The 19,334-nt window shown below is 50.1% G+C and carries 27 protein-coding genes; 5 read left to right on the forward strand and 22 right to left on the reverse strand.

Features of this window, described 5'->3' with window-relative positions; translation table 11 throughout:
• Positions 1-444 precede the first annotated feature (444 nt).
• The 3 genes from AAIR21_RS25855 to AAIR21_RS25865 all read right to left on the reverse strand — a co-directional run bounded on the left by AAIR21_RS25855 (position 445) and on the right by AAIR21_RS25865 (position 2,691).
• Complete coding sequence (locus AAIR21_RS25855) at positions 445-1,398, reverse strand: nucleotidyl transferase AbiEii/AbiGii toxin family protein (RefSeq protein WP_434682565.1); 954 nt, start codon at positions 1,396-1,398, stop codon at positions 445-447.
• Positions 1,391-1,786 carry a DUF6088 family protein gene (locus AAIR21_RS25860; RefSeq protein WP_434682566.1) on the reverse strand — a complete coding sequence of 132 codons (396 nt, stop codon included), beginning with the start codon at positions 1,784-1,786 and terminating at the stop codon, positions 1,391-1,393. The genes AAIR21_RS25855 and AAIR21_RS25860 overlap by 8 nt, the downstream gene beginning before the upstream one ends.
• A 74-nt stretch (positions 1,787-1,860) precedes the next feature.
• Complete coding sequence (locus tag AAIR21_RS25865) at positions 1,861-2,691, reverse strand: DUF4942 domain-containing protein (protein ID WP_434682568.1); 831 nt, start codon at positions 2,689-2,691, stop codon at positions 1,861-1,863.
• Between the two features lie 467 nt (positions 2,692-3,158).
• Here AAIR21_RS25865 and AAIR21_RS25870 point away from each other — a divergent pair, with 467 nt between their 5' ends.
• Complete coding sequence (locus tag AAIR21_RS25870; protein ID WP_434682570.1) at positions 3,159-4,130, forward strand: glycosyltransferase; 972 nt, start codon at positions 3,159-3,161, stop codon at positions 4,128-4,130.
• 93 nt (positions 4,131-4,223) lie between these two features.
• Here AAIR21_RS25870 and AAIR21_RS25875 read toward each other — a convergent pair whose 3' ends face one another.
• The 17 genes from AAIR21_RS25875 to AAIR21_RS25955 form a co-directional block, all read right to left on the reverse strand.
• Complete coding sequence (locus tag AAIR21_RS25875; RefSeq protein ID WP_434682571.1) at positions 4,224-4,436, reverse strand: hypothetical protein; 213 nt, start codon at positions 4,434-4,436, stop codon at positions 4,224-4,226.
• A 29-nt stretch (positions 4,437-4,465) separates the two neighbouring features.
• A complete protein-coding gene (locus AAIR21_RS25880; RefSeq protein ID WP_434682572.1) occupies positions 4,466-4,957 on the reverse strand; it encodes a DUF5983 family protein in 492 nt (163 codons plus the stop codon).
• Positions 4,954-5,331: a TA system toxin CbtA family protein gene (locus tag AAIR21_RS25885; RefSeq protein WP_434682574.1), complete on the reverse strand. Its 378-nt coding sequence runs from the start codon at positions 5,329-5,331 to the stop codon at positions 4,954-4,956. The genes AAIR21_RS25880 and AAIR21_RS25885 overlap by 4 nt, the downstream gene beginning before the upstream one ends.
• A 100-nt stretch (positions 5,332-5,431) precedes the next feature.
• Entirely contained in the window at positions 5,432-5,806 is a 375-nt protein-coding gene (locus AAIR21_RS25890; protein WP_434682575.1) for a TA system toxin CbtA family protein, read from the reverse strand.
• Between the two features lie 51 nt (positions 5,807-5,857).
• Complete coding sequence (locus tag AAIR21_RS25895; protein WP_434682577.1) at positions 5,858-6,217, reverse strand: type IV toxin-antitoxin system YeeU family antitoxin; 360 nt, start codon at positions 6,215-6,217, stop codon at positions 5,858-5,860.
• Between the two features lie 22 nt (positions 6,218-6,239).
• The gene (locus tag AAIR21_RS25900) at positions 6,240-6,461 is read right to left on the reverse strand and encodes a DUF987 domain-containing protein (protein ID WP_434682578.1); all 222 of its coding nucleotides are present in this window, start codon (positions 6,459-6,461) and stop codon (positions 6,240-6,242) included.
• A gap of 20 nt (positions 6,462-6,481) precedes the next feature.
• Complete coding sequence (radC, locus tag AAIR21_RS25905; RefSeq protein ID WP_434682579.1) at positions 6,482-6,961, reverse strand: RadC family protein; 480 nt, start codon at positions 6,959-6,961, stop codon at positions 6,482-6,484.
• Positions 6,962-6,972: 11 nt separating this feature from the next.
• On the reverse strand, positions 6,973-7,458 hold the full coding sequence (locus AAIR21_RS25910; RefSeq protein WP_434682580.1) for an antirestriction protein: 486 nt from the start codon (positions 7,456-7,458) through the stop codon (positions 6,973-6,975).
• A 16-nt stretch (positions 7,459-7,474) separates the two neighbouring features.
• A complete protein-coding gene (locus tag AAIR21_RS25915; protein ID WP_434682581.1) occupies positions 7,475-7,729 on the reverse strand; it encodes a hypothetical protein in 255 nt (84 codons plus the stop codon).
• A complete protein-coding gene (locus AAIR21_RS25920; RefSeq protein WP_434682582.1) occupies positions 7,729-8,547 on the reverse strand; it encodes a DUF932 domain-containing protein in 819 nt (272 codons plus the stop codon). Before AAIR21_RS25920 ends, AAIR21_RS25915 begins: the two co-directional genes overlap by 1 nt.
• Before the next feature lie 201 nt (positions 8,548-8,748).
• Entirely contained in the window at positions 8,749-8,982 is a 234-nt protein-coding gene (locus tag AAIR21_RS25925) for a DUF905 domain-containing protein (RefSeq protein WP_434682583.1), read from the reverse strand.
• A gap of 55 nt (positions 8,983-9,037) precedes the next feature.
• Positions 9,038-9,259, reverse strand: a complete 222-nt coding sequence (locus AAIR21_RS25930) for a hypothetical protein (protein ID WP_434682584.1) — start codon at positions 9,257-9,259, stop codon at positions 9,038-9,040.
• 80 nt (positions 9,260-9,339) lie between these two features.
• Positions 9,340-9,852, reverse strand: a complete 513-nt coding sequence (locus tag AAIR21_RS25935; RefSeq protein ID WP_434682586.1) for a DUF4234 domain-containing protein — start codon at positions 9,850-9,852, stop codon at positions 9,340-9,342.
• 56 nt (positions 9,853-9,908) lie between these two features.
• Entirely contained in the window at positions 9,909-10,376 is a 468-nt protein-coding gene (locus AAIR21_RS25940) for a hypothetical protein (RefSeq protein ID WP_434682587.1), read from the reverse strand.
• A 264-nt stretch (positions 10,377-10,640) separates the two neighbouring features.
• Positions 10,641-11,528 (reverse strand): GTPase family protein, encoded by an 888-nt coding sequence (locus tag AAIR21_RS25945; protein WP_434682588.1) that lies wholly within the window; start codon positions 11,526-11,528, stop codon positions 10,641-10,643.
• Between the two features lie 115 nt (positions 11,529-11,643).
• On the reverse strand, positions 11,644-12,282 hold the full coding sequence (locus AAIR21_RS25950) for a CopG family transcriptional regulator (protein ID WP_434682590.1): 639 nt from the start codon (positions 12,280-12,282) through the stop codon (positions 11,644-11,646).
• A gap of 60 nt (positions 12,283-12,342) precedes the next feature.
• Positions 12,343-12,588, reverse strand: a complete 246-nt coding sequence (locus tag AAIR21_RS25955; RefSeq protein WP_434682591.1) for a hypothetical protein — start codon at positions 12,586-12,588, stop codon at positions 12,343-12,345.
• Between the two features lie 371 nt (positions 12,589-12,959).
• Between AAIR21_RS25955 and AAIR21_RS25960 the strand changes: the two genes are divergently transcribed.
• Positions 12,960-13,988: a diguanylate cyclase domain-containing protein gene (locus AAIR21_RS25960; protein WP_434682592.1), complete on the forward strand. Its 1,029-nt coding sequence runs from the start codon at positions 12,960-12,962 to the stop codon at positions 13,986-13,988.
• A gap of 240 nt (positions 13,989-14,228) precedes the next feature.
• On the opposite strand, the gene AAIR21_RS25965 is transcribed toward AAIR21_RS25960, so the two are convergent.
• On the reverse strand, positions 14,229-14,735 hold the full coding sequence (locus AAIR21_RS25965; RefSeq protein WP_434682593.1) for a DUF2165 family protein: 507 nt from the start codon (positions 14,733-14,735) through the stop codon (positions 14,229-14,231).
• A 754-nt stretch (positions 14,736-15,489) separates the two neighbouring features.
• Between AAIR21_RS25965 and AAIR21_RS25970 the strand changes: the two genes are divergently transcribed.
• Both AAIR21_RS25970 and AAIR21_RS25975 read left to right on the forward strand, forming a co-directional pair.
• On the forward strand, positions 15,490-16,107 hold the full coding sequence (locus AAIR21_RS25970) for an inovirus Gp2 family protein (RefSeq protein WP_434682594.1): 618 nt from the start codon (positions 15,490-15,492) through the stop codon (positions 16,105-16,107).
• 121 nt (positions 16,108-16,228) lie between these two features.
• The gene (locus AAIR21_RS25975; protein ID WP_434682595.1) at positions 16,229-16,444 is read left to right on the forward strand and encodes a helix-turn-helix transcriptional regulator; all 216 of its coding nucleotides are present in this window, start codon (positions 16,229-16,231) and stop codon (positions 16,442-16,444) included.
• A 627-nt stretch (positions 16,445-17,071) separates the two neighbouring features.
• Here the strand turns inward: AAIR21_RS25975 and AAIR21_RS25980 are convergent.
• Positions 17,072-18,664: a YfjI family protein gene (locus AAIR21_RS25980; RefSeq protein WP_434682597.1), complete on the reverse strand. Its 1,593-nt coding sequence runs from the start codon at positions 18,662-18,664 to the stop codon at positions 17,072-17,074.
• A gap of 186 nt (positions 18,665-18,850) precedes the next feature.
• Here AAIR21_RS25980 and AAIR21_RS25985 point away from each other — a divergent pair.
• A partial coding sequence (locus AAIR21_RS25985; protein WP_434682599.1) for a DUF3296 domain-containing protein occupies positions 18,851-19,334 on the forward strand: 484 nt, incomplete at its 3' end.

Genomic DNA, 19,334 nt, shown 5'->3' on the forward strand with positions numbered 1-19,334 from the left:
AAAATGGACGTCGGTTGACGTCCATTGATAATAGGGTGGTGCCCGGACTCGGAATGAAACTGGCTGTGTAATCGCCTTGATTTATATGGGTTACTGTCTGTTTTGAAAACATAGTGGCCCCCTTGAGGGCCCCCTGATAAAAATCCTCAAAACAGGAGGTCGAACGGGAGTTTTTCAGGGCTCAGACTGTCATAGCTGGAGATGACAGTGTGGGGCCGCTGACGGAATCGAATCAAGCGCCACTCGTATTCCATACACTGTATCCGGACTGTTATCTCCAGTAGCGTACGTTAAAGCAACCCCGATAAAATTCACAGTTGTTTTTCACTTTGTGCTAATGATGTTTCGGGGATGAGTTGATATGACCATACAGCCCGGCAACCCCGTTTTATTGCAACCAGTTCGATGTGCTGAAGAACGGAATCGAACTTTGATTATGCAGCACTACCTCGCAGGCAGAGTGTCTAAAATGGAAAGTGCCACTTGTCTGAAGCTGCCATAAGCCTCTGCCCAGGTGACTTGTTTGCCAAATACCATTGGTGCAACAAATTGCTGATAACGTTCCTGATGAACAGGATTGTTCGCCAGTTCCTCCAGCCCCAGTTTCAGCTCTGTGACAGGCGAGTCGCAAAATTGTGGGTACTGGTTACCGTAACGCTGGATATCCTGATTGATGGTTCTCTCAACAAAAACAGGCAGCAGTGTCATATCGACATGACCAGCGTTAATAATGCACCAGGTATCGTAGATATGGCGAACCAGCGTGGTGTCGTCAAAACGTTCAACATCGCGAATGACAGCGGCTGTCCGTCGCAACATCGCCACTAATTTCTCTGCCTGTGTACTGGTTATGGTGACGGAAGGAAAGGCCTGAACGACTGGTGGCTTTTTCAGCAGCCTGGTTGCCAGTGAGTGAATATCCCGTGCTTCTGCGGATTCCAGCAAGTCGGACTCCATCAGCTCCAGTTTAATGAAAGGCCGCAGGCAGGGTTCCTGTGCCAGACGCTGGGGATAGCGAACTGGAATATCATTATAGCGATACTCATCACGGGTCACTTGCTGGTCATCATCAGCGCTGAACATATCGGTAGCGGTTATTGCGTCGATGATTGACTGAATAACCGCTTTACGGGTGACCTTCCGCTGGTTACGCGACAGTGCCATGAAGGCAATTGTTGGAACCAGTTTTATATCAACATCTTCCGACATACGGTTCAGCTCCACCCCGGATTTTGCCAGGGCAGTACCGCCTGCGAATACCAGTTGGTGAGTATCGAACGACAATGGCTTAAGCAGAGCCAGAAGCTCAACGATATAATGATCTTTTTCCACAATAGCGACAGACTCAATGCCGAGCGCATCCGCTACTTCAGAAAAAAGAGTGTTGAGATTATCCATTCAGTTTGCTGTTTCCTACCGACAATACGCGTTTAAAACGCGATGGTGTTTTTATCCCTGCCGAAACAGGAATTTGCGTAGACTTACCGCTGTTATATGCCAGTGTCGCGTCGGTAACACGATAACTTACCTTCAGTCGATCCAGCGTTTCAACGATTACCGCTGCGGAACCACCGGGCGATGCTGGCATCAGCTTACCGGTGATACTGTTGCGGCGGGCTTTGGTGTATACGCCATAACCGACTTTCAGTAGCACGCCTTCTTTAACCAGGGTTCGCAATGCTCTGCCAATCTGATCGTAGCCAGCAATGTCTTTGAAGTCATCACGAGTGAAAACATAGCGCTTCGAACGTTTCAGTCGTGACTGTATACGGGCTTTGGTCGTCATGTTTTCCTCCTTTGTTTGTTTTATGAGCATAGCAAAAATGCGACAAATTTAACAGCAAACACACGACAGCCATATTACCTATCTGCCAGCGTCCCCGGATAATGCCGGGCGATGATGTCATTCAGTTTATCGACCAGCTCGGGGCGTTTGAAGCTGATATGGGCTGTTCCCTTCTGAAAGTATTTGATCGTAAACATCTCATCTTCATAGCGGGTACTGTGCCGGTTTTCATGGATATGATCGCCCAGGCGGCGGGTAACGTCAGCGCGGTTGTCAGGAACCGGCTTCCCATCCAGAAGCATCAGCATACGCTCAAGGTCTGCCAGGCGGTCACGCTGCCAGCCCCAGTTAAGCCCAAATCCCCACCGGTCACATTTGACCAGCCCTGTGACGATAATTTTCGTACCAAATTTACAGGGCGAGTTCGTCTTAAAATCCCACGATAATCCTTTGAACACATTGATCACACCGCGCTCAAACACCTCGCCTTTATTTAGATGCAATTGCTCAAACGTGCTAAGGATATTCTCTTCACTGACAGCCGGAATATCCTCCTTTTCCAGGCTGTTGTGCCATTCATCACGGGCCTGCGCGTCCATCAGGCTCAGCATTCCGGACTGTTGCATCAGCTCTCGCCATATACCACGATCAATATTGCGGGTGATCGCCTTCATCGCGATTTCGGGGCTCTCCATCAGCCAGCAGTCATAACGGTATTGCCGCACCCCCCATTCATTCGCTTTGCCCCCGCCAATACTGTCGGTTAGTGCAGAAATATCGTCAAGCTGCTGTATCAGCGTCTCAATCTGTGCCAGTGCGGCATTACGTCCGCTGACGATGCGTTCAATGCTGGTGGAGCAAATCACGTCGGTATGGTCGGTTAATACTTCTGCTTCAGTCTGCATTTTAAATCTCCATAAATAGAAAGGCCCGCAACGCGCAACGAATGCGGGCCGGGGGTTATGCGTCAGTAGGTTCAATGGGATAGCGGGTAAAACGGGAGTGGGAACATCGATCGATGTAACCGATCGATTTTCGAAAATTGATCTGCAAAATGAATTATTCAGCCTGGTTATCCCTGTGCCACAATCCCGTAAACGAATTTAACTGATTGTTTATCAATCCATTTCCTGTCTTAACGAGGGGCGACCGCCTTTTGTCCTGAGAACAGGGCAGCTAAATAACGTAACGGATATGTGATGAAAAGATGCGCACGCTGTAATAAGAAAAGGTGTGTTCTGGACCGGATTTTCGGGCTCGATAAAGAATTCTGCGACGAGTGCCTATTTGATACCGGGCAGGAAATCAGGGAAAAACACATTCTCCCCGTCAGGCGTCAGAAAGATGACAGCGAAGGGAAAGCGTAGCCGGTATGAAGCCTGAAATTGATGTCAGCGTCATTATCCCGGCCTTCAATGCGCAGGCCACCATCGGTTATCTGGTACATAAACTCCTGAGCGAACAAACACTCCGCATGGAGGTGATTGTCGTGGATGACGGCTCTACCGACGATACGTGGACCATACTCAGTGCCATAAGCGATGAGCGGCTGATGCTTATTCATCAGGAAAATCAGGGCGTATATGCCGCACGTAACGCCGCGCTGTCGGTGCACGGCGGTGAATGGGTGGTATTTCTGGATGCCGATGACCAGATAGCGGACGGATTTTTGCAGGAACGACTACGAACTGCCCGTGAAGCTAAGGCTGATGTTGCCGTGTTCAGTGGCTGGCGGGCAGACAGTGCCGGTCATCAGCGCTCCCCCGTACACCGCAAACAGCCTTATGGTCAGTCGCTCACCGGTCAGGAGTGGATACGCCATTGCGTGAAACAGCGGGAATGGCCGCATTACCTGTGGCTGCAGCTCACCCGTTCGGCGTATATCCGTAAGCATGGCCTGCGATTCCAGGAAGGCAAAAGCCATAAAGACATTCTCTGGACCATCCACCTCGGAGCCGGAAACGGACGGTTTTATTTTGCCGACCGCAGGGACTACACCTATATCAGCAACCCCGCGTCAATTACCCACCGGCAGGATTATTACGATATCCGGGCTGCCAGCTATATTGACGTGATTACCGATATTCTCGTGCTCAGTGCACAACAGCAGCACCGTGCTACCCGACGCGCTCTGGTCAGGCATGCACTTGTAGAGAGCCGTCATTTTCTCGGGCTGTACCGGCGTAAGGTCAGTCACCAGCAAGCGTTGCGTATCTGCTTTCGCACACGGATAGCCTTTCGCCAGTTACTGCCCGGCATAAGCAGCCTGAGCGATGTGTTTTTCCTCCTGAAGCTGGTTTGTAAAATTTACTTCTCTACCGTGGTGTCGAAGGTGCAAGGTTAGCCTGTGGAATTCGCGAATACCCGGAAGGTGAGTGAACGGTTATACCTGTTGCTGATGGAAAACGCCCGCCCGCTACGCTGGTGCTTACGTTGTTTAACGGACATAGCCTGTTCCAGGAACCAGCAATGCCCTTAACTGGCGCAGTGCGCAGACATCCTTTCGCGCCTGTTCTATCCTGGGTAACAGGGTTGCAGAATCCGTCCTGTCTTCGTCGTTGTCGAAAATAAGATCAGTGTCACAACTGATGTTGTCCTGAAGCCATTCAACCAGAATGTTGAGAGCAGCTTCGGTGGTTAATGCCAGCATAAATTTTCCTTAATGTTTTTGAGGTGGAGCTACCAGTCAAACGTGGCGAATCCCGGCAGTAATTCACCAAAGGCATCCAGATGAATAATACCAATGGCGTAGCGACGCATAAGCGTCACCACTAACCGGCGGCAGGCTTTCGACAGGCCGAGACGTTTGAGGCGTAAGACCGGAAACGACCACGCCTCCAGGCGGATCAGGTAGCCGGAGCCAGAAAAATGGATCCATTCAGATTCGCCGAAATCAATATCCTGGTGCGACAGCGTATACAGCAGCGAATTGTCTTCCGCCGTGATATGCGCGGTACTGCAGCAGATCCCCGGTAATGACGTAAAGGGCGGCAGTGGTGATTCAACGATTGCCTTACCCGGTTCATCGGCGATCCGCAGCGTGCAACCGTTGTCACAGACCACATTGATCAGGTCGGTCAGTTCAATACCGTCAATGTCTACAGCGATCCGGCCCATATTGAGGGCCAGTACGTTAATGGTATCGGCTTCCACTGTGACGGAGAGCTTCATAGTTGCACCTCGCGGTATTTACCGGTGGTGATGTCAGTCACCGTTCTGTAATCGTTGCGGGTCATCAGCCCGGTGGCTTTGCGGGCGCGGAGAATATCGATATTGGTGAGAAGCGGCGACTGTGTTTCGGTGCTGAAACCGCGATGGTCCGTACGAACCAGGTCGTATTTCTCCACGATAAAGTTCACCGCGTCGCACAGTGAGATACCGGCGTCGATATGCTCCTGAATCACGCCATCGTTGCCGAATGGCGTGTCGTTAAGCGTAAGTCCATAGTGACGATCCAGCAGGTGGCTCAGTAATTGCTGCCAGATATCGACTGGTGACAGGTGTGTCGCTGCCTCCCGCGTGGAGGATCCAGATTGGGTTTGCATTGGTTTACTCCGTTAATATAGAAACGCCAGCCGTTACGACAACGGATACTGGCGCGGCGGATCGCCTGCCTGTACGAGGCGAAGGTGTGATGGTGGGTAGTCAGCTTCTGACTGACGATTGACCGCTGATCATGAGATTGACGTTGCTGCCAGCCAGACCCACTGCGTTTTGGGCGCTCAGGATATCTGTGGGTGTGAGCAGCGGAGAGACGGACAGGAACGATTTTCCCCGATCATCAATGCGCTCCAGCTCGTTGTCTTCAGCCACCTCGTTCAGGGCGTCAACCAGCGAATCACCGGCGTCAATGCATTCCTGGATAACGCCGTCATCGCTAAACGGCGTGTCGTTGAGCGTCAGGCCGTAGTGACGGTCCAGCAGATATGTCAGGAGGCGCTGCCACACGGCAATCGGTGACACATGCGATAACCGCTCAATCTCAGCGGCCCGTTTTGCGGATACAGGATAAATTTTCATCACAGGAACTCTTTGTTGATGGGTAAAAACGAGGGTAATCAGAAAGAAGGTTTATGCGGTTGTCGCTGGCGCTGGATAAATCGCGAGATAGATGTACCCGTGCGAACCGAGGGTATCCGCCTCGCATACCAGCCCTTTTGCACAGAGCGAGACACAGTGCTGATGGCGGGGATTGAGTTCACCGGAAACCAGCATCAACTCCAGCTGTTTGAGCAGCAGCGGAAACGCCTGGTCGAGATGGCGCAAATCCGCGTCGCTAAACTGCCCGGTGATACTGGCGCGATCGGCGAGATAGTGCAGCCGGTTGCCTTCCTGCACCAGGCGAGCGCCAAAACAGGGCGTGATATTGCGTTTAAGCCCCCACCAGGGCTCAGTGATATCGTGGTTTACTGCCGGTATTTTATTCGACAATTTAGCTTTCCTTAAATTAACGTTAATTCAACGTGACGCTGCGCAATACGACATAGGGGCCGTTGCGGTCCTGACGGCGCTCCGCGAAGACCGCGAGCACACCGCTGATATCCTGGACCTCACGACCAGCGTAGTGGCAGATGCTGCCGGACCATGTGTATTTACCCGTGCAGAAGCGAAACAACCGGGATTGCGGATACTGGCGGTATATCGCCATCGCCTGACGTTTGCTGATTATTTTCATCGGGTTATTCTCCAGTTGTGCTACAGCCAGCCACGATCTGCAAACGAGGTGATCTCCATACCACCGACGACCAGATGATCCAGCAGGCGAATATCGACCAGGTCCAGTGCCTGCTTCAGACGTTCGGTAATGCGCTGGTCGGCCTTGCTGGGTTCGGCGAGTCCGGATGGGTGGCAATGGGCAAGAATGACAGCGGCGCAGTTATGCTTCAGACCGGCCTTCACCACTTCGCGGGGATGGACCTGCGTATGGTTGATGGTGCCGGTGAAGAGCGTGTCGTGGGCTATCAGGCGATGCTGGTTATCGAGAAAGAGGACGGTAAATTCTTCCCTCTCCAGTGACGCAAGCTGCAGACGCAGCCAGTCGCGGACGGCATGGCTGGAGGTAAATGCCGCGCCGGGCTCGCGTAGCTGGCACGCCAGCAGGGTTAAGGCCTCCCTGATGGTTTGCTGGTCGGCAGGGGCTAATTCGCGGGCAAACAGCGGTAACTGTTGTTCCATAGCGGCATCCCTCAGTCGATGATGTGCATGATGGTGTTACACTCCGCGTGGTTAAGCGCGTAGTCCCGCAGGCGGTAGTAGTGCTCCGTCATGGCGTCGCATTCGGTGCGCATGGCGTGGTGGCTGTACGCTATCAGACAGACGGCAATCCCGGCGGCCTCGCTGCTGAGCTCACCGCCGTTACCGTTCATGGTGTTGAACAGGGACCATTGTTCATCAGTATTGTCGTCAGCTTCCGGGGCCATAAACGCGCCACCGTTGCTCAGCGTGTAAAACTGCCAGATGCCGCCGTTGTAGTCAGCACAGAAGCGGTCCATCCAGGCGAAGACGGTCGGTTCGAGGATTATCCACTGCGGTATGCGCCCGAAGTGCTCAGGCCAGAACTCCACGCGCTGCTCGTCCGGGACAAGGGTGGCGGTCAGCGCGGGTGCAGAGCCGGTACCGGCAGGTTGTGTCTGTAACGGGAGGGTATCGTTAAGGTTGATAATGTCGGTCATAGTCGTTTTTCCTTGTTTATTTATCGGGCCGGGGATGCTGGTTTAGCTGGAGTGACGGGCAGGACTGCGCATAGCCATCTTCATCACAGCGTGATGGCCAGAGGCCTTCGGGAAGACTTAAGCTGCACAGGCTGAGCTCACCGGGTCGGTAGAGAAGATGTGCACACCAGGCGCACAGGTCGTCATCAGAGATGGAGCGGCAACCTGTCCGGTGGGTCAGTGAAAGCGGATATGGCGCCACCTGAATCACGCCTTCGGGGATGTGCGGCATTACTTCAGCGTCTCCAGCAGACTTTCCGCCATCACCCAGAGGGCCCTGTTGAGTTTCACGTCGCCATCGATGCCTTTAACCGCGCGGGTGTGACTGCGTTTGCCCTTCGCGGTACGTCCGGGCAGGCCGCCTTTCAGCAGGTTCTCCTGCAGCCTCTGGTACGTTGTCCACAGGTCGTTCTGGCGGTCTTCATGGCGTCGGGGCGTCAGTATCTGCGATGCCGTTACCGGCTGGTGCTCTTCGCCAAAACGGTACTGGAGTGCGGCGTTCGCCAGGGCATGTTGTGCCGGTGCTGATAGCCGAAGTGACCGCATGGCCTCTCGCTTCTCTTCCACCCGGTCAAAAACGCCGAGGACTTCGTAAGCCCCCTCAATCACTTTCCCGACAATATCGCCGCGATGCGGAACTCTGATTTCGCCAAACGACTGTCCGCAGACGAGAGAATTTGTACATACGCTTCTGAATATTCCTGGAAGTAATTGAAAACTCGACGCTCCATCATGCGAATTCAAAATGATGATTTCCGGTACATGCTGACCGTTTATCTGGCCCGCCCGGCGCAGACGCAGCAGGTGTTTGGTATGTTCCCGACGTTCAGGATCACGAACGCGCGACTGGCAGGCAAAAAAAGGTTCAAAACCTTCGCGCTGCAGGTTCTCCAGCAGGGTAATGGTCGGTATATAGCTGTAACGTTCAGAGCGGGATTCGTGCTTGTCTTCTCCGAAAACGCTGGGAACATGCTGCATCAGTTCTTCACGGGTTAACGGACGATCGCGGCGGATCTGATTTGTCCGTCCGAAGCGGCTGGCTAATCGCATTTAAAATTCCTTATGGTTGATTTAACGGCATAAAAAAGCACCACAGGCGGTGAGCCCGGGCGCTGTTATTCATTTCGTGCGCTATTGCTGATTTGTGTCGCGGGGTTCAGGGTGATGCTTTATAGTGCGGCTCACCCGGCCTCAGATCGGGACAAACTGATGTGTCATATAGCCGCCGGTAGCCTCCATACCGGCACTTTTTTATCGGTTTCTGACCCCGTGGCTGACCAGATAGCGGTTAAGCCATTCCCCGGCACTGGCTTCAAAATTCCACGCCCGCCAGATCAACTGCCCTTCATGGTCGCGAATGACCAGCCGAAAATGCGTACCCTGGTCATCTTCAATCGCGACGTTCTGATACGCCGCTACCACGACATCGGCCTGCCTGCGGGTAAACGGACCGGCCGGTAGCCTGGTATCGTCAGTGTTGAGCATCCTGAACTCCTGATAAGCGTCATAAAACAAAATGCCCCGCTCAGTGAGCAGGGCATCAGTGGGTTAAGTGTGTGGCAATAAGCTGCAGTATCTGCTCCATCAGGGCCGCGATTAAGGCACCTGCGAGCAGGGTTGCAGTCTGTCTGGCGATATAAATACTGTCTTCGTCGTAGCCTTCTTCACGGAAGTGGTCTTCCACAAACTGCTGTGCCCGGCTGCTGGCGCACCACGTCAGCACCTGGCGCAGGGCATTGAGCACCATTTTAAGTAATATCATTGAGTTAAATCCCGGAGGGAGCCGGACGGATGGGGGCATTCGCTGATGCCCCTGCCGGGTAAAGAAGAGAGAGCAGGACGTTACTGCGCGGACGGAGACTCTGGCGGCACGGGAGCCTGACCATGAATAATCCGGTGTTTCGCCAGCGCCTGCGGCATGTCGTTGATGCAGTACGTGATGTAGAAAATGTTAAAAGCGACGGTATAGAACGCGTTCATCTTCAGGTCGAAGCGGAAGGTGTTCAGCGCATAGTGGCGTAGCGCGGCTCTGGCCTTAAAGGCCCAGACGATGTACATCACGCCACAGGCGAGCGACAGAATACCGCTTAAAGCCAGCAGCGTGTCGCTGCCCGTGTCGTACCCCGCCAGGTCCGGTGAGGCCATCACGCCGAACTGCCGCCCGAGTCCGAAGCAGACGGCCAGCCAGATAACGAAGATATCACTGCTTACCGGGTAACCGGTGGTATCGCTGATAATCTGCTGCTTTCGGTACAGCCAGAGCAGCGGCCAGATGCCGCAGGTGGCGACAGTAAGCAGTACAAAATGCAGGGTTGGGGTTGCCAGTCGCTGGCTGAGTGTCGAAATATCGGTCACTGGAGTTTTCCTTGTTATACCGTGGGTTGATAAAAATGAGTGGGGTGAATAAGGGATTACTGCACGTCAAATTTTGCTACGCAGCCGTTATCGCCGAATGCTGGGATTACTCCGGCAGCACCTTTCAGCGTGAAGACGGCAGGTTTTGCACCTGAACCGGAGACGACCACGCGTTTACCGGTGCGCAGTTGGTTCCACGCCCACATCAGGTTGTCTTCCCCCACGTGAGAGTCGCTCTCGCTGATATCAGCTTCTTCAGCGTTATCGATTTTCATGGTCAGGGTCTGGCCGCTGTCCATACTGACCTGGTGACCTCTGACGTCGGTGAAGATGATGGTGGCGGCCTGTGAGCCGGAGCTGTCGCAGGCGAGATACAGCTGTGACTGCCCCTTGCCGAGGATGGTGTATTCCGCCGTACCCTGTGCGAAGCCGCTGGTCCAGGCATCGTGATTGCCAAAGGCATGAGATACAGCGGGTGTCAGCGCAGCGAGCATGAGCGCCGGTATCAGAACAGGTTTGTTCATTGATTGTCCTTATGTGTGCTGGTCGGTGCATTAATAGTCAACTGGCGGGGTGGAAAGACGTGATGTGTTACCTCCTTAAGACGTGGTAAAACCTGCGATTCATCGCATTGATTTTTAATGAAGAAATAACGTAATGACACGGTTCCCCGTGAATTATGTAACTGCGGGGCTTATCAGGTACAGTGATGAATATCGATCTGTTCGATCGACGAAATTGATCGTGATGAAGCAAAAACGCTTATCGACAACAACGACGATGTTTATCTAACCGAAGAAAAATCCCCACAGGGAGCGTGCCGCGCGGGCGACGGTGTGGGTGACGGCATGCAGCGCCGAACGGGCCACCTGCGGCAGCGGGGCCAGGTCAATGACCTTATCGATAACCTCCACCACGGCATCACCAAAGCTGCTGCTGGCGGTGCTGATGATACTGGTAGTGCGATACCCGTTCTGCAGGTGCGGCACAAGCGGACTGCGGGCCTGCTTTGGGAGCCGGATAATCATGGCCTCCACCAGACGTGACAGACGGTAACGCCCCCGGACGGAGACCGGAAGAATATCCTGCTCAGCAATCCCCAGTTGACGCGCCACGGCCTGCTGCTTCTGCGCAATACGTTCTGCCTGTAATGCTGAGGGCCGGGCCGATAGCCAGTTCCATTGCTCGGCAGGTTCGGTTTTATCCACCTGATTGAGTACCCACAACACCGGCGGTAGCGGTCCACTGAACTGCGCGAAGACGTCCTGATAAAACTGCTCTTCCACCGCATAAGCCCGGTCATCGGCCTTGAGCACCCACAGCACCAAATCGAGTTGTGGCATGAGGTCACGATACAGTTCACGGTATTCACCATCACGGGTAACACTCTCGCCCACACCGGGTAAATCAACCAGCGTCAGGAAGTGATTACCGAAACGCAGCCGGACACGCTGTGGCTGGCGGGTACAGGCTTCCACGGCATTAACGGCGCAGACTTCGCTACGAAACAGCGCATTGCACAGTGAGGATTTGCCGACGCCAGTTTTCCCCATAATGCCAATCACAGGTTCATACGTAACGAGCCGGTTGAGCTCCTGCAACAGATGCTGGCGCAGCGCGTGTGGATAACGCCGCAGATGACGACGGATAAGGGCATAGCCTGAGGGATGTTTCATATCGGCCTCTGAATGAAAAAAGGCCATCCGGTGGGGATAGCCTGCTCGAAGTAAACGGGAGGGAATTCACTGAGGTGATATATATCTGAGATTTTTTTGAAAGCGGATATATCCGTTACTGTACGGGTTTTCTGAGGGTACCGTAGTGCCGTCGGGTCCAGTGCGTAATCAGCTTATGCAGGCTGATACCCCTGATTTCCGCGATTTCATCCAGCATGTCTTTTACTTCTGGATCCAGCAACAGCGTGACCAGCTGTTTTTCTTTATTCTTTTCCTGATATTTCTTTACCGAATAAATCCGGCTCAGTTTCCTGAGTACTGAACGGTCGCGGTGCTCACAAAAATGGTACATACAGGGAAGCGCCAGTCGTACAGAATCAGGTTTAATACACTTCACGCCGAATGACGGCAGTCCCTCATCAATAGCACACTCCATAACCTCTTTAATCACTTCCTGGATAACTACTTTATCTTTAAATAAAAACCGAAAGCGTTTTCTGATTTTTGGTGCAACGGATGCCCACTCCAGGTTTAATTCAGAAATGATTCTGATTTTTGTCTTACAGGGTGAAGGTGAAGTATCAAAAATATTCTGGATAGCCAGTAGCCTTTCCTCCGGCGTGTCAGGGTGAACAATATTTAAATCATCTGCTCTTGTCCAGTCATTCAGATCCGGTTTGTCATCTTCATTACCCGTAATATTCAGGTGGCCACCATTGTGCAGTAATTCCAGAAAATGGAACCAGACAAACATACCAGCCAGGTCGTCCTCAGCAATCCATGCGAAATATTTATTATCGATGGCCGCTCTGGCCTATTCATCCCGCCTGACCATCAGAAGGTAAGGTACATGCTCCGGCTGCAGTTCGTAATCAACGCCCTTCAGCGCTTCAGCCCCTTCACCATAGAGCACGGTTTCATAGAAGAAGTGGTGGATCTTCTCATTGAGCTCCGTCAGGTTGCACCCGGTGATGGCGACGTGTTCACGATGATCGTGCAGATAAAAGAGAGCTTCACGAACACTACGGGCGTGCAGTTTTGGCAGGTTAATCGACTCCATTTCTGTCATCCTGAAAGGTCAATAACATGATTTTATCAGTAAATTTACAGTAGTCATGGCCTTATATCAAAGGATTTATTTATGAATCATTTTGATAAAAATAGTTATTTATCTAAAATAATCATTTAGATATGTTTAATTTTAGTGTTTTTATAAGTATGTGCTACATCGTTCCGTTCAGCAAATTTTTTGGTCGGCAGAACAGCGAAGAAAAGCGAATGATGGCTTGCGCGACGAAGGTTAATGATTAACCGGACTGGCTGGTGAAAAAATGAATGATATGGCTGACACTCACCCTCAGGGGACGCTGGTTTTTCAACGTCAATTTTGCGCGTATACTGAGAAAAAATGCGAATGGACAGGGACCCGCGATGGCTCAACGAACCGCTAATGATTTATACGAAGAGATGAAGAGCATGACGGTCGAGGAAAGAATACGCTTCTTTTCCCTGTCCCTGGCCGAAGTGCATCGTGAGCTTCAGGAAAGCATTACGCAGATTGAAACCATGCAGGAGGCGCTGCAGGAAAGTGAGCAGAACCATCGCCAGCTGGTCGAAACGGCACAGGATGCGGTGATCACCATTGATTTGAGTGGGGAAGTGATTAACTGGAACCATGCCGCTGAGAGGATGTTTGGCTGGCGTGCCGACGAAGCCATTGGCAGCGACCTGAGTGAGATGATTATTCCGGAGGCGTTCCGCGAACAGCACAAGCGGGGGCTGATGCGTTATCAGGCTTCACAGCCGTCTGATATTCTGAACCGGACGATTGAAATCACTGCCCTGCACCGTGAAAAAGGGCCCTTCCCGATTGAGCTGTCAATATGGCCGTACCAGCAGTCCGGCAGGCAGCTTTTCTCGGCCTTTATCCGCGATATTACCGACCGAAAGCAGCGTGAACATATGGCGTGGCTGCATGCGAATTTTGATTCACTGACGGGATTGCCCAATCGCCGGTTGCTGGTGAATCGTCTTGAGCTGGCAATCACGCAGGCCATAACCTGCGAAAAAGAGGTGGCGCTTCTGTTTGTCGATCTTGATCGCTTTAAACCAGTGAATGATGTTTACGGGCATGCGGTAGGGGATGAACTGCTTCGTCTTGTCGGATTTCGTCTGCAAAGCTGCCTGCGGGAAGAGGACACGCTTGCCCGTCTGGGCGGGGATGAGTTTATTGCGCTGCTGCCGGGCTTAAATAAAGGGGAAATTATCCTCAGGCCAATTATCGATAACATGGCGGCGGCGCTTACACAGTCGTTTCTGATTGATGATCACGTTATCAGTATTTCCGGCAGTATTGGCATATCCATATTTCCTCTGGATGCGCAGGATGCGGATTCGCTGCTGAATTTCGCGGATAAGGCCATGTACATGGCGAAAAAGACATCGCGTACCGGTGACTGACCATGACATTAAGCTGCGGGAGGTCATTGCTGTATACAGCGCATCGACGTCAATGCCATACGGCAGGTTTTATCCGCACCGGAAAAAGGAAATACGTATTTCATCCAATGATGTTCTTTGATTATTGACCCGGTACTGTGGTTTACAACAAGTTCATGGTTGTATCAGCCAGAGAGCCTGGCTGATAAGGAAAACAGGGTTACAGTCATGTCGACGCAACCACCTCGCATGGCACTACGTTCATTCTTTGTGACTCAAAAAAACGAGCAGAGCGAGCGTGTTGGGTACCATATAAAGCAGTGCTCCCAGTTGCGTGGAAAGTGGATTTTCTTTTGCCTGCCAGGCCATAAACCAGTCACCGGCCACCACCATAAAGCCAACGCCCCACACAAGAATGGCGCATGTCGCACCCGCCATGGCCCACGCCTTCCCGGTCGAGAATTGTTGATACGACTGAGTAAAGTTCTTAAGCATTAAAATCAAACCGACAGAAGCCAGGACACCGGCCAGCGTCTCTATTGTGGTGATGACAGCCAGACCGATATACGGCGCCTCAGGTAAGTTTACCGCCCTCCACGCTTGACCTGGAACGTTCCAGGTATCTTTCATTGACAACATCGGCTCCACCGCATTCTGGGCGGTACCAGCAAAATCAGCAATATTATTCATAAAGCTGAAAATCCCCCATAATGCCGGGAACAGAGCCATCACCAGACAAACCAGACGCGATATTCTTAATTCATTCATTACATCACCTGTAAAAAGAAGGACAGTACGATACTATTCAAAAGCAACGGAAGAGGGGCGTCGTCAAGAGTGTCAGTCAGGAATGTGCAATATGCTGTTCAGTCGGAGTCCTGAATGACGTTATCACATTGGTAATATAGGTCTTAAATTTCGTTGGATGTAAATTTTCAACCTCTGTCAGAGGGGTGCTGGTTAAGTAGAGTTGACGCATTATTTTCATGTTATTTCGGTGTATTTAATTATACGTAAAGCAAATGCTAACTTGAGAGTGATAATCAATGGCTATTTTATTAAATGTTTGATGTTTTAATAATTTCCTTCTTCTATTGTAATTTAAGTGTCATTACTTCTTTTAACTGTCGGGTTGATAATATTACTATATAGTACAAGTGTTATTATTGACTTCGTACAGAGGTTATTATCATCATTCAGTACAAGTATTATTACTGCTTAACAGTAAGTGTTATTATCTCCTGATTATAGTGGAAATTATTGTTATTCTATAAGTGTTATTGTCGGTTTGGTATAACGTTTACCATCGGTAGGGTATGAGTGTAATGTATTCACTCTATATCACCCCTGTGGTATACAGTTGGTGTATATGCTCCGCTAGCTATTCATGCTGGTAATTCTATAAACCATTGGTATTACGTTACTCTCTGCATATCCTCTCGTTAATCACCATTACTTCATTTCAATAGTAAATTATTACATGCTCAGGTTATTGTTTGAATATATAACACAGGAGCTACCAATGAGTATCAATATCGAGAGCTATTACTTTCTGAATAAAGAACACGTAAAACGACTGAGAGCCACCTTAGACAAAGCGTTAAGTGAATATCCAAGACTCCTGGTAGTCAGGGTCGATCTTAAACTCCCGGATGACGATTACGATTCTACGGTCATTACCCGATTCATCGTATCCCTGAAAGCACAGATATCCGCTGACTTGCGTCGTAAACAGAAGGAAGGGAAAAGACTCCACCATTGTCGGGTCAGGTTCGCATGGGTCCGTGAATTCGGTTGTACGGGTAAAAAACATTATCACCTGGTCTTATTGTTTAACAAAGACACCTACGGTTACCCGGGTAGTTATTACCGTAAAAACGATAAGTATAAACATAACCTGGCCTTTATGATAATGGAAGCCTGGGGGCGTACACTGGATCCTTATGGCTTCAACAACACGGAGGAGTATTATTCACTCGTCTCATTCCCTTCGACGAACTGCTATTACCAGTTAAATACCCGCAAGTCGAGCTTTGATTCTGATTACCAGACTGCGATTAATCACATCAACTACCTGGCTAAAGTTCACAGTAAAGACTATTCAGACGGTCAGCGTAACTTCGGGTGTAGTCAGTACTGATTAACCCGATGAGTATTTTTTTACTGTCAGGGGATATGTTATGACAGAGTGCCTGGATAACGATAAATCAGTACATCCCGGTGCTTCTGTCTTCCATTCCCTTAAGACAGAGAGACACGTCATGACAATGCTGAATAATACTGCTGGCCTGCTGAACGACAAAATGGTCGATATGGTTTTTATCACTGAATTCACCGGGCTGAGTGATAAATGGTTTTATAAACTGATTTCACTGGGTGAGTTCCCTAAACCGATTAAGCTGGGGCGTAGTTCACGCTGGTTACAAAGTGAAGTCGAGGCCTGGGTACAGAAACGTATTACTGAATCCCGTGCGTAATGGATTCTGTTGCATGAATAATATCATGTCATTAAACCTCCTGTAAGCTTCCCTGTGGCGTTTAAACTTTTAAATAACCCTGTCTGTTATCCTCGCCAGTAAAACTCCGTATAAATGCATACGTTAATTATTCTGCTGGCTATAGTTTATAATGAGAGCCTGCGTGGTTATTTTATATGTACCACACAGGTATCTCACCAATACCGCATTGAATAATGCAAGTTGGAGTGGATAACAAGCGATGCAGAATGTTAATCCTGAACGGATAGTGAGTTAAATAATCAAATGTGCAATAACGCAGAGAAACGGCACTGAGCAAAATAATGTTCTTTTTGTTAGCTTGCGTAACATTCATTTAACATTTAGACATGGTGTAGCGGCCACCGAAGGCAAGACTGACAGGAGTCCTCATAGCTTACCGTTGAGTGAAATATGTACGATTTTAGTGTGTAATTTTTCACATCATACAGCTAAAGATGCTAAAAAACTAAATTTTAGCATCTTTAGCATGTACAAGAGAGAAGTCAGATGTCTTTTGAGGCTGACTTCTGACGGTAAGTGATACCGCGTCTGTCGGACTGACCGCGCATACTACCCTTACGTTATTATGTAACATATCAGCAACAACTATTGCCATTGCAGTCTGGTTAAATCATAATCACTAAGTGGTGGTGTGGTATTATTTTTTCTGTCGATAATATGGTATTGTGGGAAAAATGGATAGAGGGGGTGAATATAATTATATGGCCCTTCTTGTGCTACCGCGATATAAAGTGCTCGTTGTGGTGGATAGCACAGGGTGACAATCAACCCAAGCTGGATAAGCTGATTTAGTACTGGCATTAGATTATCAATCTTTCGTAGCCTGGCGGGGCCGCTAGTCATTATCTCATTTTTTAAAAATGGCTGCCACTTCCCAAGTTCTACCTCCCGAATACCACCGTATTGATTAGCGGAAACTTCAATTTTCCCTTTAGGGTCATTAAATCTGTTTTTTATCCAGTCAAATAACGCATACACATCCTGCTGTAACTGATACTGCTCGCTCAGAACGTAAAAATACCTGTCGGCCTGGTCAAGATGCCATTCAGTAAGAGTAAAGGCATCCTTCAGCGTACTCTCAGGGATACCTTCTTTTGAACTGAAGCTAAATAAAGCAGCAATACGTATTGCATGACTACCTGCTTTTGATACGAATTCCGCAATATGCTCCAGGGGCTGATTCTCACCAATGAGTGACTGATAGTGACTTATTTTATCTTCAAATAATCTTTTCGCATTGTCTGACAGTGCTAACGTTTTTTTAGCGTCTGTATTATCATAAAAGTGCTTCTTTTGCTCCTGAAGGATGCGGTTAAAACCTCTGTGAAGGGACTCAAAAGCATTTTTCGATTTCTCCTGATGTAAATTTATTTTCCGTTGCCCGATAGTGCTCGCCGTATGCGTAAAAAGAAATCGGGCCAGAAATCCACTGGAAACAGCGCGTCTGCCATGTTTCTCTAAATATTCGTCAAATATCTCAGGTTGCACCATGAGTAAAAAGGTCAGGTATGCATTGAGTCGGATATTACCGTCTTTTTTCCGGGAGAGCGAAAGGGGTTCATTTTTCCAGATTTTGTTAAGCAGGCCCAGGTTGTTTTTCAGGTGGCCGGTAAAGAAGGTAATCGCTTCATCAGCAAATACCCCTGCATAAGGGTATTCCTTTAACCCCTGAATAATCCCTTCGGGTGTGGCATCTTCATAGAACATTTCAAATGCTCTGGGTTTTGTTGGCTCAGCGGCCTGGTGTTCGCGAAGCAATAATTCCTCAATGTCACTGTCTCCACCGTGTTTAGCGGCTTTCTGAAAACTACGGTTGAGCGCTTTTTCTTTTGAAGACCAGATAGCATGGTTCTTTTTATAAACATCAAACAGGGCTTCATATTCAGCATGCATTTCTGCTGCAAAATTCTCGAAGGGCTCCATGATGCATTCGCGCACCGGGCTCTTTCCTTCACCCGATTTTGCCAGTACCAGAAAATACAGTGAGCAAGGTTCCGGCTTTTTATTTCCGAAAGGAGAGGCAACGTCAATCAGAGGCTGCAGGGCCAGAGCAAAAGCCGCCAGAACCGTACTGCCGATCATCTCAATGGGGATTTGTGTGTCTTCATGAAACGCGGTTATTGCATCGCGTAAAAAAGGCGGAAACGCCTCAACAGGGTAATTATTGACGTTATTCATTGTTATCGCTCACACGGCTAATCAGGGTTTTATCTTCAACAGGATAAAGCAAATCGTCCACCAAAAGCGAGTGAGTGAGCATTTGTCCTGAGATGCAGGACCGCTTCTAACCAGCCATACCCGGTCATTTAAAATTTCTTCATCACTGTACTACGCCTTCGCCGGCTCAACATTGAGAACACTATTATGAATCACTATTCACCCGTGCCAACTGCCGGTAACGTTGCGGATGCGCCGAATATACGCGCTTTTTTACAACAGGCTGTAGACCATTACCCACGGCTGGCGGCGTTCAGCTTTACGCTGGGATTGCCGTACCGCGAGAGCATAGCCGATCACCGATCATTGATTTTGCGTTTGCACACCGAAGTCTGGCAGCGTATTGGCGAATATTCGCGGGAGCGCCAGCAGGCCCGACAGAGTTCACCACCGACGCTGTTACGCTGGCTGTGGGAGTCAGCCAGTGCGGCACAGTGCAAAATGGTGTTGCTGCTCAATCTCGAGACGCTGGGGGCAGGTAGCCACACAGGGCCCCGTGAAAGCGCTCAGCAGGCAATAAGCGAAATGCTCAGGGACGCATGGCTGACGGTGACCGGTGCGGAACGCAACAGCGTAACGAACATCACGCCGATTATCATCAACCGATCAGGCCGGGGAACCTTTACGACGC

Origin of the sequence: Enterobacter sp. PTB, assembly GCF_051130085.1 — a bacterium.
GTDB classification, from domain to species: domain Bacteria; phylum Pseudomonadota; class Gammaproteobacteria; order Enterobacterales; family Enterobacteriaceae; genus Enterobacter; species Enterobacter ludwigii.